Origin of the sequence: Streptomyces lydicus (assembly GCF_004125265.1) — a bacterium.
Classification (GTDB): Bacteria; Actinomycetota; Actinomycetes; order Streptomycetales; family Streptomycetaceae; genus Streptomyces; species Streptomyces lydicus_C.
In genome coordinates this window covers 5,280,702-5,295,095 of the sequence record NZ_RDTE01000003.1, presented here as the reverse complement: position 1 = coordinate 5,295,095, position 14,394 = coordinate 5,280,702, and the positions used below count along the sequence as shown (strand labels likewise).

The window sequence follows — 14,394 nt, the reverse complement described above, 5'->3', positions numbered from 1 at the left end:
CTGTGCGTTGGGCGGCCGGGTGGCCGGGCGGCCGGGCGGCTGGGCGGCCGGGCGGCTGGGCGTTGGACGGCCGCTCGCCACACCGGTACGGGGCGGTTCGGGCCAGGGCGGGTCGGGTCGGGCCAGCGGGAGCAGGTCAGGGAGCGGGGTCAGACAGCAGGTCAAGGAGCTCGGGGGGCGACATCAGGAAGTCGGAGGATCGTGCGGGCGCCTCCGTCGGGCGCGTTGGTGAAGCGGAGGTCGATGCCCAGGACGGCGGACTGGCCGACGGCGATGGTCAGACCCAGGCCGTGGCCCTTCCCTCGGCCCGGGGCGTCGGTGCGGAAGCGCTGCGGACCGTGATGCAGCAGGTCGGCGGAGTAACCGGGACCGTGGTCGCGTACCTCGATGATCGCCGGGCCGCCGGGCGGGGCGTCGACGGTGACGACGACCGGGGGCCGGCCGTGCCGGTGTGCGTTGATGACGAGGTTGGCGAGGATGCGGTCGAGGCGGCGGCGGTCGGTCTCGACCACCCTGTCGGCGGCGACCCGCACGACGCTGTCGAGGCCGGTGGTGCGTACGGAGCCTTCGACCAGCGTCCCGAGGTCATAGGCGTCGAGGTCGGCGCGCTCGGTGCCGGAGTCCAGCCGGGAGATCTCCAGCAGGTCCTCGGTGAGACGGCGCAGCGCCCGCAGCCGGTCGTTGATCATCTCCTTGGGCCGGCCCTCCGGCAGCAGCTCGGCCGAGGCGAGGATGCCGGTGAGCGGCGTCCGGAGCTCATGGGCGACATCGGCGGTGAAGCGCTGTTCCGCCTGGAGCCGGCTCTGCAGGGAGCCCGCCACCGAGTCCAGCGCCGCGGCCACCGCCGCCACCTCGTCCTGCCCGGCCGCCCCGCCGCCCGTCTGATCTGCGCCGTTGCCGACCCGGGCGTCCAGGTCACCGGCGGTGATACGGCGTGCGACCGCCGCCGTGGTGGCCAGCCGCCGGCTGATGCGCTGGGCCAGGAACAGCCCGGCGAGGGCGACGGCCGCGGCGGCGAGCACGGCGGAGCCGAGGATGGCGGTGTCGAGTTTGTCGAGGGAGCGGTGCGTGTTGCCGTAGGGCGACCAGACGGCCATGACGTGGCGGTCGGCCGGCGCCGCCGCCCACATGACGAGACGGCCCCGATACGTACCCACCATGGTGCCGCGCTCGCCGGAGCGCGCCAACCGGCGCAGTTCGGCAGGCAGTTGGGGCGGATCCAGGAGGGAGTTGAGGCCTTCGCGCGAGGTGCCGTACTCGAAGAGGTCCAGGGCGGTGCCGAGGTGTTCGCTGGTCTCCTTGCGGACCTGGCCGACGGTTTGGCGGGCCACCGCATTGTGGACGAGGACCCCGAGGACTGCGGCGACCGCGCAGCTCACCGCCATCACCGTCAGCGCGATCTTCCAGCGGAGGGAGACCGCCGGGCGTCTCATGGGCTGCCGCCGCCGGCCTGTGGAGTCTGGGAGGTGCGGGCGTCATCGAGGGTGAGGTTCCACAGGCTCATCGAATCGCCGTCCCAGAGATAGTCGGTGACGCTGACGTACCGGGGATCCTTGGTGGGCTCGCGGATGGCGAGATGCCCGGCCGCCAGCTCGACGCTGGCCAGCACCCCACGCAGCACGAGCACCCGCGTCACCACCGCGCCCCGGACGCTGTACACCCGCAGCTCACTGTTGCGAGGCGTGAGGTTGACGGCCATGAGCAGGTCCGGTTTGCCGTCGCCGGTGAGGTCGTGCAGCTCGGGCCGGCGCACCGCCTTCGGGGCGGGCGGCTTCCCGCCCTGCGCGACGATGTCCGCGTTGAGGACGGCGAGCGGGTTCGCGTCCGCCATGCTGCCACTGGGGATCCGCGGGACATGCGGTACGGGCACCAGGGCCGCCGGATTCTCGTCACGGCCGGGCGGGGCCGGCGAATAGTGCGGCCACAGCACCAGCGGCGCATCCACATCCCGGGCTCGCCCCTCGCTCTGCAGCCCCTCCACACCCGCGCATCCCGTCGCGAGGAGGGCGAGCGAGGCCAGTGAGATGAGGGCGGAGAGGGGGAAGCGGGCGACACGGCGGGGGCGCGCCGTGCCGGGTCGCAACCGTCGCATATCGCCGCCACCGCCTTCGCACCTCCACACCTTCACGCCCTGCGCCTACGCGCCCTCCGCGCCTCCGCGCCGTGCCGCTGCGCGGCCCTGCCCGCAGCGCGATACACATACGCCCAGTGGAGTCGCCCACTCGACGTGACCGCTCGACATGACCGCTCGACGTGACCACTCGACGTGACCACTCACATAGAAAGCGCCATATGCAAGGACGTAACCTGACACAAAGCTATCCAAGACGACGACAGACGGAATCTTTGGATCGGCCATTCCGGCGGCTTGTGGGAGCCTTTGCCCCTCCGGGTGGGCGTTTCTTCACACGACCACTCCCAGAGATCACAGCGACTGTTACACAACGTACGGATTACCGTTAAGGACGCTCCGTAGCGTGCTCCTTAGTCACCACGCCCCTACGGCGGCACCAGCCGCCCACGACGAGGAGTACCCATGCGGGCCCAGCACCGCTCCATGATCCGTACCGCCACCGTCGCGACCGGTGCGCTGGCCGTCCTGCTGCTTCCCGCGGGCGCCGCCTTCGCCGCCGACTCCACCGCGCCCACGGAGAGCCGTACCTCGATCATGCTGCCCGACAACGGGCTGGCCGGGCTGGCCGAGAAGGCCGGCCATCTGCCCAAGGCCGGGGTGATAGGCGGTGCGGGTGCGCTGGGCGTGGCCGGCGCGGTCATCGCCGTGCACCGTCGGCGCCACGGCGGCCGGGGACGCCAGGAAGCCTAGTAGGGCCCGTCTTCACAGTCCCCGGTCCGGCTACGCCTCCTCCCCCACCACCAGCCGCTGCACCTCCTCGTAGCCCAGCGCCTCGTAGCCCAGCGCCTCGCCGCCCTCCCCCGCCCCGGCCGCATCCGTGGGCCGTCGCCCCGTACGGATCGCGTCCGCCGCCGTGAGGGTCGCCTGCAGCGCCGTACGGAACAGCAGCGAACCGGTGCTGATGCGGCGTACGCCGAGGTCGGCCAGACGGCTGACGGTGTGCCGTCCGGGGGCGAAGAGGATGTTCAGCGGCGCGGGGATCCCGGCGACCAGCGCCGACACCTCCTCGTCGGCGACGACGCCCGGTACGAAGATGCCGTCCGCGCCCGCCGCCAGATAGCGCTCGGCGCGCGCGAGCGTCACCGACAGCGGCGGCGGGCTGTCCGTCAGCCAGTGGGTGTCGATCCGGGCATTGAGGAACAGGCCCGGCGCCCGCTCCTTCACCGCGCTGAGCAATTCGGCCTGGCGGACCGGATCCTGCAGCCCCTCGCCGCCGGGCAGCCCGTCCTCCAGGTTCAGCCCGGCCGCCCCGGCCTCCGCCAACTCGGCGGCCAGATCTCCCACTTGGCCGGCGTCGCCGCCGAATCCGCCCTCCACATCGACGGTGTACGGGCAGGACAGCCGGCCATTGAGCCGCAGCGCCAGGGCCAGCGTCGCGTCGCGGGCCTCGGCGAGCGCCCGCCCGTCCGGATAGCCATGAGCCGCGGCGACGCCCAGGCTCGTGGTGCCGACCGCCGCGTATCCGGCCCCGGCGAGCGCGACGGCCGAGATGACGTCCCAGGCATTGGGCAGCAGCAGCGGCTGGTCGGCATGGTGCAGCGCATGGAAGTGGAAGGTGGCGTACTCCGGGGAGGTGCTCATACGGGCACCGTAGGCCGCAGTCCCTTCGGCAGGCGCCGAAGACTCGCGGCGGACAATGGAGTCATGACCACTCCGGCGTACAGCTCCGAGCTCGCACGGCTGGCCGCACTGCTCGCGGACCGCACCCGGGCGTCCTTCTGCCTGGCCCTGCTCGACGGCCGGGCCTGGACGGCCGGCGAGCTGGCCACGTATGCGCAGGTCGCGCCCTCGACGGCGAGCGAGCATCTGACCCGGCTCACCGAGGGCGGGCTGCTGGTGGAGCGCCGCCAGGGCCGCCACCGTTACGTCCAGCTCGCCGGTCCGCGCGTCGCCGAGCTGCTGGAATCCCTGATCGCACAGCTCGACCCGCCGGCCGAGCGGCCCCGCGGTCTGCGCGCCGTGAGCACTTCCGCCGCGCTCGCCCGGGGCCGCACCTGTTACGACCACCTGGCGGGCCGGCTCGGTGTGACGATCACCGACGCCATGACCGGGCGGGGACTGCTCGACCAGGACGGCGGGTTCGCGCTCACCGACGCCGGGCGGCAGTGGCTCACCGACGGCCTGGGGATCGAGCCGGCCACGCTGCGTACGGGCCGACGGCCCCAGGCCCGTGGCTGCCTGGACTGGACCGAGCGCCGGACCCACCTCGCGGGCACGGCCGGCGCCCGGCTCTGCGACCGCCTGCTGCACCGGCACTGGGTCCGCCGGATCGGCAGCGGCCGGGCCGTGCGTCTCACCCCGGACGGAGCGACGGCGCTGCGGGACCTGCTGGGAATCGACGGGGCGGCGGCCGATCTGATGTGAGGGGGCGGTCTGAGTGCTGTGAGGGGGCGGTCCGAGTGCCGAGCCCCCAACCCCGAAATCCCGGTGCCCCGCCCTCCCCTCCCCCGTACCGTACGAGCATGATCGAGACGCCGCGCCCGGACGGGACCACGCCCGCCACCCTCACCCTCTGGCGCCCCACCGGCCCCGAGGAGCTGGCCCTGGTCGAGGCCTCCGGCTGGCGCGCCTGGCCGCCCCGCCTGCCCGACCAGCCGATCTTCTACCCCGTGCTCAACGAGGACTACGCGATACGGATCGCCCGCGACTGGAACGTGCCGGCTTCCGGCGTCGGCCATGTCACCCGCTTCGAGATCGAGGCGGACTTCGCCGAGCGCTATCCGGTGCGGCAGGCGGGCGGCGAGACGATCCTCGAACTGTGGGTCCCCGCGGAGGAGCTGGAGGAGTTCAACCGGCATATCGTCGGGCGCATCGAGCTCGTCCGCAGCTTCCGCCCGCCGCAAGGATCATGACGGCGTCCCGGCGCCGCGCCCCCGCCGCTCCCGTGCTGCTGACCTCGGCACAGCGCACCAGCACCGCCGTCCTGCTGAACGCGGCGGCCGCCCGCCGCGGCCTCGAAACGGTGACCTTGACCGGGCCGGACACCCTGCGCGCACTGGCCGGGCGGTCGGTGCACTGGTACGGCGGGCCGCGCACCGCCGACCGCGTCGCCGGACCACTGCGGCTGGGCCTGCTGGACCCTCCGGACGACTGGCCGGCCCGGCTTCCACGTCAACTCACCCTTCGCAGGATCGAGTTGACGACACACGCGCAAGCGTCACGGCGTACCGGAGCGTTCTTCGCCAAACCGCCGAGTGACAAGTCCTTCCCGCCGGGTGTGGTGGCCTGCGGGGCGCGGCTGCCGCCGGCCGCCCCGCAGACTCCGGTGCTCGTCTCGGAGGTCGTCTCCTTCGTCGCCGAGTACCGGCTGTTCCTCCTGGACGGCGCCCTGGTCACGGCCACCCGCTACGCCGTCCACGGCCGCCTGGACCCCGCGCCGCTGGACGACGACCCGTACGCCCCGGACGTCCGCGCCTTCGCCGCCCGGCTGACGGCGCTCGCTCCGCTGCCGAGTGCGGCGGCGGTCGATGTGGGGCGGCTGGACGGGGGTGGATGGGCCGTGGTGGAGGCCAATATGCCGTACTTCGCGCACTGTTACGCGGCGGATCCGGCGGCCGTGCTGGAGGTGGTGCTGCGGGCGGCAGGTCCGTACGGGCGTGTCCAGGACGGCGACCGTCGTTTCCTGCGCGTGGCCGCGGAGCCTGGGGCGCTGGGGGCGCTGGGGGCGCTGGGGGCCCGGGAGCCTCAGGGGCCCAGGGACCCTCTACGGCCTTGACGGCCTTGACTGCTTTGACGGCCTCACGGACTGACGGCCGGCATCCGCCACCGCGGCCCCCGACCCCGCGCAATCCCCCGCCGCCCGCCCGTACACCGTGATCCGGGCGCCCCTGACCTGGAGCGTGCGGCAGACCTCGAACGCGGTGTGCAGCGTGGACCGTTTGGCGATCTCCTGGTCGTTGTCATCGACCGGCTGCCCGTCGGGGTCGCCGGCGACGACGATCCGGCGGACGGCCAGCATCCGGTCGCGGATCGCCTCGCCGGACCGCTCGGTGCCGTAGAGGGTGTGGGAGGCGGGCGGGCTCTCGGCCTGGGCGAGATCGCGCAGCCCGCGGAAGTCGTCCGGCAGGGTCGCCCGCCAGATCCGCCTGCGGGACGGCATGAACAACAGGCCGTCGCCCGGCTCGGCCACCTCGTGCACGGCGTGCGCGATCGCGGTGACATCGTCGACCCGGCTGTCCGGGCTGCGCAGATGGACGTTGACGGGCAGCAGCACGGCCGGCACCACGGCCACCGCCGTCATCCGCCGCAGCCGCCGGCCACGGGTCTGGCCGAGCTCACCGGCCGGCCGCAGCAGCCGCGCCAGCGCGGCGCCCGCGAGCAGTGCGAACCCGACGACGTAGTAGAGGACATAGCGGTCCACATAGGCCGGTTCGACATGGGAGAGGAGCAGCAGGAGGAGGGTGGGAAGGAGCAGCAGGGGGATGCCGAGGGCGCGCAGTCCGATCGGGCCGCGGGAGCGGACCCGGACGCGGGCGCAGACGAGACCGAGGACCGCGAGCACGGCGAAGGTCAGCAGTTGGACGGGGTCCGGCCACATGAGCCAGCTGGTCTGCGCGGACTGCCGGGTGCTGAACACCGCGAGCGGGGCCAGCCCGGCGAGGACGGTGCCCGAGGAGAGCAGCCAGGCGCGCCGTGTCCGGCCAGGCAGCCGCGCGAGGATCACCGCGGCGCCGTGCGCGGGCAGGGCCAGCGAGGCGAACTCGTGCAGCAGGCAGGCGAACAGCATCAGCGCCGTATAGCCGAGCCACAGCTTTCGGCGCGGGCGGGCCGCGGCCCGCACCAGCAGATAGCTCGCCCAGACGACCAGCGCACAGACCGTCGCATACGAGCGGCCCTCCTGCGCGTACTGCTGCACCACCGGGATCAGCGCGAAGGTGCAACCCGCCGACAGCCCCGCCCGCCGCCCGACCAGGCGCTCCCCCAGCAGGGCAACGCCCGCAGCGGCGGCGGTCATCGCGGCCACGGACGGCAGCCGCAGGCCGACGGCCTCGCCGAAGGCGCCGCCGAGGGCGACGTCGTAGACGCGGAACCAGAGGTGCATCAGCGCGTAGTAGAGGCCGTGGACGACATCGACGTGCTGCAGCGTGGGCCACAGGTCGGCCAGGCTGCGGTGCGCCATGTCGTAAGTGACCGCCTCGTCCCGCCATATGGCGTCCTGCCGGCGGATCCCCCACGCCCCCAGGAGCAACATCAGCCCGGAGGGCAACAGCACCACCGCGCTCTGCGCCGCCCACGCGCTGCGGGCGGCCGCGGCGGACACGTACGTCTTCTGCGCTTGCGCTACGTCGATGACGGACTCCGGTCACGCGCGGGACGGACGGACAGACAGTCGGAAAGGCAGGGGCCCCCGGCACCGGACGGGGCCGGGGGACCAGGGGCCGGGTACGGCGATCCGGGGGCCGCGGGCAGGACGTTCGCCCGCGGCCCCCGGCCCGCTCAGGTGATGCGGATCAGCTTCGCGCCGAAGGACGGCTCGACGAGGTCCTTCTGCAGGGCGACCGGCACCTTCTGCATGCTCTCGCCGTTGCCGACGGTCAGCTCACCGACCTCGGTACCGGCCTTCGCGGTGTGCGGGACCATCTTGCCCCCGTCACCGACGCTCAACCTCAGCTTCTGGCCCGGGACGCCGACCGCCTTCAGGTCCTTGGTGGCGACGACCGGCGTGCTTCCGTTCAGGCCGTCGTCGACATAGCCGACGACCTGGCCCTTCTTCACGGCCGTGGCCGAGGTCAGCGCGTTGCGTACGGCCTCGATGACCTTCTTGCTGTTCTCCTTGACCATCGTGAGGCTGTTGGAGCCGTCGGGGTCCAGGCCCTTGAAGTGCTGGTCCATCATCGCGCCCAGTATCAGCCGGTCCTTGCCGTCGACGGTCTTGTAGGCCGCCCAGGACAGCGTGCCGCCGGCCGCCGTGCTGGAGCCCGTCTTGATGCCCTTGATGCTCAGGCCCGCCAGCAGCAGATTGTCGTTGTTGTTGATGAGCCGCTCCGACAGGCCCGGGATCTCGGCGTTGGGCATGGCGACGATCGGCCGGAAGGCGTCGAACTTCATGACGGCCTCGGCCAGCTTGAGCTGGTCGACCGCGGTGCTGACGGTCTTGGAGTCCAGGCCGCTGGGGTCGGTGTAGGTGGTGTTCTTCATGCCCAGGTCCTTGGCGGCGGCGTTCATCTTCTTCACGAACGCTGCCTCGTCGCTGGACTTGGTGTCCCAACGGGCCAGCAGCCGGGCGATGTTGTTGCCGGACGGGATCATCAGCATCTTCAGCAGATCCTGCTGGCTGAACTTCTGCCCCGCCCGGAGCCCCATGATCCGCGACTCGTGCTTGGATCCGCCCTCGGTCACCGCCTTGGCGTCGACCTCGATCCGCGGGCCCTTCTCGTCCTTCTTGAGCGGGTGGTCCCGGAGGACGACATAGGCCGTCATGATCTTGGCCACGCTCGCGGTGGGCACCGGCTTCTGCGGGCCGAACGTCCCCACGTCCCCGGAACCCACCACCTTGATGGCTGCCTGCCCCTCCGCGGGCCACGGGACGGCGAGCTTGCCGCCCTCGAAGGTGAACGAGGACGCGGCGTCGCCGACGGTGAGCGTCGGGTCGGGCAGCGGGCGCACCGCCTGGGCGACCACGAAGATGATCACCAGCAGCACCGCCAGCGGGGTCCAGATCTTGAACCGGCGGACGACCGTGCGCAGCGGTGTCTCGGGGGGTGGCGGGGTGTTGGTGAGCTGCGCCAGGAGATCGAGCGGCGGCAGGGGCTCCTGCTTGGTCCGCTCCGACTCGGGCAGCGCGCCGGGAGCGGCGGCAGCCGTGGCTCCGGTGGCGGCGGACGGCATGGCGCCAGGCCGGCCGGCGGGCTTGGACGGCGCGGCCGTTTCGGCGGGCTTGTCGGTGGCCTTGTCGGCAGGCTTGGCGGCGGGGAGCGCACCGGCGGCCTTGCCCTCCGGCTTCGCCTCCGTCTTGTCCGCAGCCTTGTCGGCAGCCTTGTCGGTGACCTTGCCGACGGGCTTGTCGGACGTCTTGCCCGCCGCCTTGTCCGAAGGCTGCTCCACGGCCTTGTCGGACGTACGGGCAGGCGTCTTGGGCGCCGTCTTGCCCAGCGACTTGCCGGCGGTACCGTCGTCCGCCGACTTCAGCGCCACGAACTGACTCGTCCGCTCGGAGTCCCGCTCGGGACCACGCGCCGCCTTGGCGTCGTCCTTGGCGTCGTCCTTGGCACCAGCCTTGGCGTCGCCCTTGGCGCCGGTCTTGGCCTCGCCCTCTGCCTTGTCCTTTGCCTTGCCCTCTGCCTTGCCCTCTGCCTTGCCCTTGGCAGCGTCCTTGCCCTCGGCGGCGGCCTTGCTCTTCGCCGGGGGCGTGACCTTGGCCGCGTCCTCGCCCCTGGCAGGCGGGGTGATCTTGAACGACTTGGTCGCCTGGTCGACGGCGTCGGCCGCCGCACCCTTCCCCTTCAGCTTCGCGACAGCAAACACGCGGGTGGCTTCATCCACCGCCGTTCCCTCGGCATCGGCATCGGCATCGCCATCCCGCTCACCGCCGCCCTCGCCGTCAGCCTTGCCATCGGTCTTGCTGTCGGTCTTGCCATCGACCCCAGCCTTGCCCTTGCCCTTGCCCTCAGGCGCAGCACCGGCCTTCCCGTCAGCCTTCCCGTCGGACTTGCCCTTCTGCTGCCCAATGCTCTTGAAGACGGCGGTCGGCTGATCGACGACCTCGGCCGCGGACTCGGCCTCGACCTTGGACGACGACTCGGCCTTGGACGACGGCTCACCTTCCCCGTCGGACTCAACCTTCCCGGACGCGGCCTTCTTGGGCGCAGCCTTCCCGGACGCAGCCTTCTTGGGCGCAGCCTTCTTGGGCGCCGCTTCCGGCTCCGCTCCGGGCCCCGCCGCCAACTCTTCTCCCTGCTTCACGTCCGACTTGGCGACGGCACCCTCAGCATCACCATCAGCACCGGCGTCACCATCAGCGCCGCCGTCACCGGCATCACCGGCCTCGGCGCCCTCGGCGCCGGCCTCGGCATCCTCAGCGCCGCCCTCGGCACCCTCGCCGTCCTCATCGTCCTTCCCGGCGACCCAGGCGGCCACAGCGGCCCGAAGTCGCTCATCGCCACCCCCGCCGCCACCGGCGCCCTCAGCAGCCTCAGCGGCCTCCTGAGGCTGCTCAGACGCCTCCGACGCCCCAGCCCCCTCGGACGCTTCGACGCCCTCGGACGCTTCAGCCCCGACCTCAGCCTCCGACTCGGCCGCAGCCTCCGTCCCGGCCGCAGACTCCGACTTCACACCAGACCCCGACTTCGCCCCAGATTCCCCAGATTCCGACTTCGCCGCAGACTTCGGCGCTGCCGCAGCCTCCGGCTTCTTCTCAGGCTTCGAGTCCGTCCCGGCCCCCGATTCCTTCGCCGGCTCGGCCGGCTCCCCGCGGAAGGCGGACAGGCGCGGATCACGTTTGCTCCGCGCCGTCTCCCCCGACGACTGCTTCTTGTCCGACTTGTCGGGGGACTCGCCCGCCACCGATGTCTCCTTCATACGTCGCCACGCTGCCTTGGCCCAGTGTTCCCAAGTGTCCTGTGTCCGCACGGCACCATCTCGCCGCCACGCGTACCGGTGGGCACCGCACCCCTCAGAAAGATGTCGCCTACGTGCAAGACGAGAACGACATACCTACCGGTTCCCTACCGAACCCCCCACGCACCCTCGACAGATGAATGTGAGAGGGGTCACCCTGTCATTCATCCACGCGGGGAGGCATGGATGGGCAGGAGCCGCAGAACAATTCCGGAGGAGCTTCTGCTGCTCGCTTTGGACCCGACGACGGGTACCACAGCGCAGCCGCAGTCGCTCGACCTCGGCCTGGCCGGGGCCCAGCTAGTAGAGCTGGCTCTGGCAGGACGGATAGCCCCAGACGGGGATCGTATCGCCGTGGTGATGGCACGGCCGACAGGAGATCCAACTCTGGACTCCGCGCTCGAACTGCTGCGCCGACGCGGCAGTCCGGTGCGCGCGGTCCACTGGATCGGCGGGCCCCGGCTGGGGCTGCGCCAGACCTACCTGACACACCTGGAACGGTGCGGCATGGTGCATGCCGTGGCGGGCCAGATGTGCGGGGTGCTGCCGACGACGCGCTACCAGGCGACGGAGACAGCCATCAGCCGGGAAATCAGGGCCCGGCTGGACAACGCGATCCGCACCGGCGTACCCCCGGACCCGCGGACCGCGGCGCTCGCCGCGCTGGCCCATGCGGTCGGTCTCGGCAAGCATCTGTATCCAGGGAACGAAGGGCGTTCATCGCGCTCCCGTCTCCGGGATCTGATCCGGCACGACCCGATGGGCGGGCTGGTCGCACACGCCGTCATGGATGTGCAGAACGGCGTCGCGGCACAGCCGCGGCGACCGCAGGCCGCCACCGCGGGAGCCGTAGGGCAACCGGCGGCCCGGGCCACGGCGGAACCGGCCGGTGCGCCGGGCCAGTCGCGGCACGGCCACGGGCGGATGGCCCGGGTGGGCGCCCGCTGACGCCGTAGGACACCCGGCGGCGCCTCACGCACCACCGCTACACCCACCGCACCATCGCACCGCACACCGGATCACCAGCACACCGGATCACGCACCACCGTCCCCACGATCCCGTTCGGGAGCCGCAGCAAGAAGCGCGGGATGGCGGGCCGGCCGTTCAGGACGACGGCCGGCCCGCCACCCCGCGCCGCTGCGCGGGCGCATTTTCCCGATTCCGGCCCCAAATTTCCAACGTGACCACCTTGTCCAGCCATTTGCCAGCGCGACGTGGACCGTTGGTGGCAGTCTGCTGACCAGAAAACAGCAGTACGGAGCCGGAGGTGCACTTAGCGTGGCGTCCAACGTCAACCCCACCGTCAGGCGACGCCGATTGGGCCAGGAGCTGCGCAGGCTTCGCGAGGCCAAAGGCATGACGGCAGAAGAGGTGGCGGACCGGCTGCTCGTCTCGCAGTCGAAGATCAGCAGACTCGAGAACGGCCGCCGCAGCATCAGCCAGCGCGATGTCCGCGATCTGTGCGGGGTCTACGAGGTCGAAGACCACCGCATCGTGGATTCGCTGATGCAGATGGCCAAGGATTCACGTCAACAGGGGTGGTGGCACGCCTTCGGCGACATCCCCTACAGCGTCTACATCGGCCTGGAGACCGAGGCCGCCTCGCTGCGGGTGTACGAATCCCTGCTGGTGCCCGGTCTGCTCCAGACGACCGGCTACGCCCAGGCGGTCATTCCCGGCACGGTCCCCGAGCTGGCGCCCGACCATTTGGACAAGCGTATTCAGGTGCGGATGCGGCGCCAGGACCGGATCAATGATCCCGAGCACCCGTTGCGGCTGTGGGCGGTACTGGACGAGAGCGCGCTGCGCAGGGTGGTCGGCAGCCACCTGATCATGCGCGAGCAGCTGGACCATCTTGTCGAGATGAGTCAATTGCCGCATGTGACGGTCCAGATCCTGCCGTACGACACCGGGGCGCACGCCGGCATGTCGGGAACGTTCTCCATCCTCGAATTCGACGATGCCGCCGATTCCAGCGTGGTGTACATCGAAGGCGTCACCAGCGATCTCTATCTGGAGAAGACCAACGATGTGCACAAGTACACGATCATGTACGAGCATTTGCGCGCACAGGCATTGAGTGCCGAGCAGAGCCGGGAGTTCATCGCTGCCGCGGCGAAATCCCATGCGGATGCGGCGGGGTGAGGTCACCAGGGAGAAAGAGTACGGAACCGGCATTCCCGCGGAGAGGCTGGCACGGTACACCTGCACGCGCCTCCGTGAATAGGGATCAAGAAATATGCCATTCGGACGGGTGAACGGCCTCTGCGGCTCGTGATGTTGGCGCGTAGCGTCATCACTACCGAATCCGCGGTAACTCAGAGTGAGCTGGAGTGAACATGGCCGTGCAGCCCAATTCCGCATTCTCCTGGACCAAGTCCTCGTACTCCGGTGGCAACGGCGCCTGCGTGGAAATCGCCGTGCCCGCCGTCACCGCGATTGCCGTGCGGGACTCCAAGGACCCCGACGGCCCGCGCCTCACGTTCGACAATTCCTCCTGGGCCCGCTTCGTGTCGGACCTCGCCGGTGGTGCGTTCGACCTGGCGTGACCTCAGCCGTCACCGTCCGCGGGTCCGCAGTCCGCAGATACGAGCCCTCTCGACTGGATCGCCGTCCCGGCCGAGGGGGCTCGGCCATGCCCGCGCCCGCAACCCTCAGCGCAGCTCGGATACGTACCGGTCCGTCCCGGGCACGGTCGGGATGAACGGCGCCACCAGCTCCACCCGCCCCGGCGCCGAATCCGCGACCTCCTCCTCCAGACCGGCGAAGTGTGCCGTCCAGCCGTCGCGTGGGTCCTGCTGGAGGAACCACAGGAGGGTCAACCGGGTATCCACCCCCACGACCTGCCGCACATAGGACATCCGGTCCCCCGGCAGCGGCGTCGGCCGGAAGACCGTCACCATCGCGGCCGGTGAACCCACCAGCCGCCGGGGAAGGTGGCGGGCGCACAGCCACTCCTCGAGCTCGGCCCGCTGCTCCGGCCCGTCTGCGTCGATCACCTCCAGCACCAGCCCGGCGTAGGGGTGGTCCAGCGCATGGAAGTCACGCGGGCCGGCGGCGCCGTCCCGGTAGACCGTAGCCACATGCTCCTGGAAGGCCGTGAAGACGTGCGTACGGTCCTGGTAGACCCGGCCGTCCCGGTTGAGGCGCTGATTGATGCCGACGGTCCACTTCATGTGCTCGTCGTAACGGCCCTCGGTGAGCCAGTAGGTGGAGAGGTAGCAGCCGGTGGTGACCGGCCGGGCGACGGCGGACTTCTCCGGGCGGCGCAGCAGCTGCAGGTCACGGGTGGCCACCCAGCGACGGCCGGCGAACATCCACGGCATCGCCATCGCGCCGGCGATGTAGTGGTCGTCCTCGTACCAGCGGTTGTACGCGTACTCGTGCCCCGGATGGGGTTCGACCATGGTGATCAGCGCATGCCCGGGGCGCACGCCGTAGGGGCCGACGGCGGCCAGCTCGGCGTACGCGGCGACCCCGGTGTCCGTGGCGACCCCGGTGTTGGTGGTGGCTCCATCGGGCGGCGTTCCTCTGTGGTCTGCGGTCATGGCAGACAGGTGTAGCTGACGATGCGTCATATGGGGAGGGGTCCAGCGGCGCCTCTGGGAGAAGGCTCTGGAGGGGGGCTCCGGGGCGGGCGTCGCCGGCGGCGGCAGCTCTGGCTTTCCCCGACCCCCGGACCTAGCCTGACGACCCATCAGGA

13 protein-coding genes are annotated in these 14,394 nt (G+C 71.3%); 7 read left to right on the top strand and 6 right to left on the bottom strand.

Annotation, left to right across the window (positions count from 1 at the left end; translation table 11 throughout):
* Positions 1-161 precede the first annotated feature (161 nt).
* Positions 162-1,433, bottom strand: coding sequence for a sensor histidine kinase (locus D9V36_RS25825; protein WP_129295844.1), 1,272 nt, complete (start codon positions 1,431-1,433; stop codon positions 162-164).
* Positions 1,430-2,092 carry a hypothetical protein gene (locus D9V36_RS25820; protein ID WP_241721036.1) on the bottom strand — a complete coding sequence of 221 codons (663 nt, stop codon included), beginning with the start codon at positions 2,090-2,092 and terminating at the stop codon, positions 1,430-1,432. Before D9V36_RS25820 ends, D9V36_RS25825 begins: the two co-directional genes overlap by 4 nt.
* A 444-nt stretch (positions 2,093-2,536) precedes the next feature.
* Between D9V36_RS25820 and D9V36_RS25815 the strand changes: the two genes are divergently transcribed.
* On the top strand, positions 2,537-2,824 hold the full coding sequence (locus tag D9V36_RS25815) for a hypothetical protein (RefSeq protein ID WP_129295843.1): 288 nt from the start codon (positions 2,537-2,539) through the stop codon (positions 2,822-2,824).
* A 30-nt stretch (positions 2,825-2,854) separates the two neighbouring features.
* Here D9V36_RS25815 and D9V36_RS25810 read toward each other — a convergent pair whose 3' ends face one another.
* A complete protein-coding gene (locus tag D9V36_RS25810) occupies positions 2,855-3,715 on the bottom strand; it encodes an isocitrate lyase/PEP mutase family protein (RefSeq protein ID WP_129295842.1) in 861 nt (286 codons plus the stop codon).
* Between the two features lie 63 nt (positions 3,716-3,778).
* Here D9V36_RS25810 and D9V36_RS25805 point away from each other — a divergent pair, with 63 nt between their 5' ends.
* From D9V36_RS25805 to D9V36_RS25795, 3 genes are all read left to right on the top strand, one after another.
* A complete protein-coding gene (locus tag D9V36_RS25805) occupies positions 3,779-4,498 on the top strand; it encodes an ArsR/SmtB family transcription factor (RefSeq protein WP_129295841.1) in 720 nt (239 codons plus the stop codon).
* Between the two features lie 98 nt (positions 4,499-4,596).
* Complete coding sequence (locus tag D9V36_RS25800) at positions 4,597-4,986, top strand: ADP-ribosylation/crystallin J1 (RefSeq protein ID WP_129295840.1); 390 nt, start codon at positions 4,597-4,599, stop codon at positions 4,984-4,986.
* A complete protein-coding gene (locus D9V36_RS25795) occupies positions 4,983-5,849 on the top strand; it encodes an ATP-grasp domain-containing protein (protein WP_129295839.1) in 867 nt (288 codons plus the stop codon). Before D9V36_RS25800 ends, D9V36_RS25795 begins: the two co-directional genes overlap by 4 nt.
* Here D9V36_RS25795 and D9V36_RS25790 read toward each other — a convergent pair.
* Positions 5,838-7,394 (bottom strand): glycosyltransferase family 39 protein, encoded by a 1,557-nt coding sequence (locus D9V36_RS25790; RefSeq protein WP_347239729.1) that lies wholly within the window; start codon positions 7,392-7,394, stop codon positions 5,838-5,840. The genes D9V36_RS25795 and D9V36_RS25790 overlap by 12 nt on opposite strands.
* 176 nt (positions 7,395-7,570) lie before the next feature.
* Entirely contained in the window at positions 7,571-10,210 is a 2,640-nt protein-coding gene (locus D9V36_RS25785) for a D-alanyl-D-alanine carboxypeptidase family protein (protein WP_241721035.1), read from the bottom strand.
* Positions 10,211-10,876: 666 nt separating this feature from the next.
* Between D9V36_RS25785 and D9V36_RS25780 the strand changes: the two genes are divergently transcribed.
* The 3 genes from D9V36_RS25780 to D9V36_RS25770 all read left to right on the top strand — a co-directional run bounded on the left by D9V36_RS25780 (position 10,877) and on the right by D9V36_RS25770 (position 13,240).
* On the top strand, positions 10,877-11,638 hold the full coding sequence (locus D9V36_RS25780) for a GOLPH3/VPS74 family protein (protein ID WP_129295838.1): 762 nt from the start codon (positions 10,877-10,879) through the stop codon (positions 11,636-11,638).
* A gap of 331 nt (positions 11,639-11,969) precedes the next feature.
* Positions 11,970-12,836: a helix-turn-helix domain-containing protein gene (locus D9V36_RS25775; RefSeq protein ID WP_129295837.1), complete on the top strand. Its 867-nt coding sequence runs from the start codon at positions 11,970-11,972 to the stop codon at positions 12,834-12,836.
* Between the two features lie 194 nt (positions 12,837-13,030).
* Positions 13,031-13,240, top strand: coding sequence for a DUF397 domain-containing protein (locus tag D9V36_RS25770; protein ID WP_088802123.1), 210 nt, complete (start codon positions 13,031-13,033; stop codon positions 13,238-13,240).
* Positions 13,241-13,345: 105 nt separating this feature from the next.
* On the opposite strand, the gene D9V36_RS25765 is transcribed toward D9V36_RS25770, so the two are convergent.
* A complete protein-coding gene (locus D9V36_RS25765; protein ID WP_241721034.1) occupies positions 13,346-14,239 on the bottom strand; it encodes a hypothetical protein in 894 nt (297 codons plus the stop codon).
* Positions 14,240-14,394 lie beyond the last annotated feature (155 nt).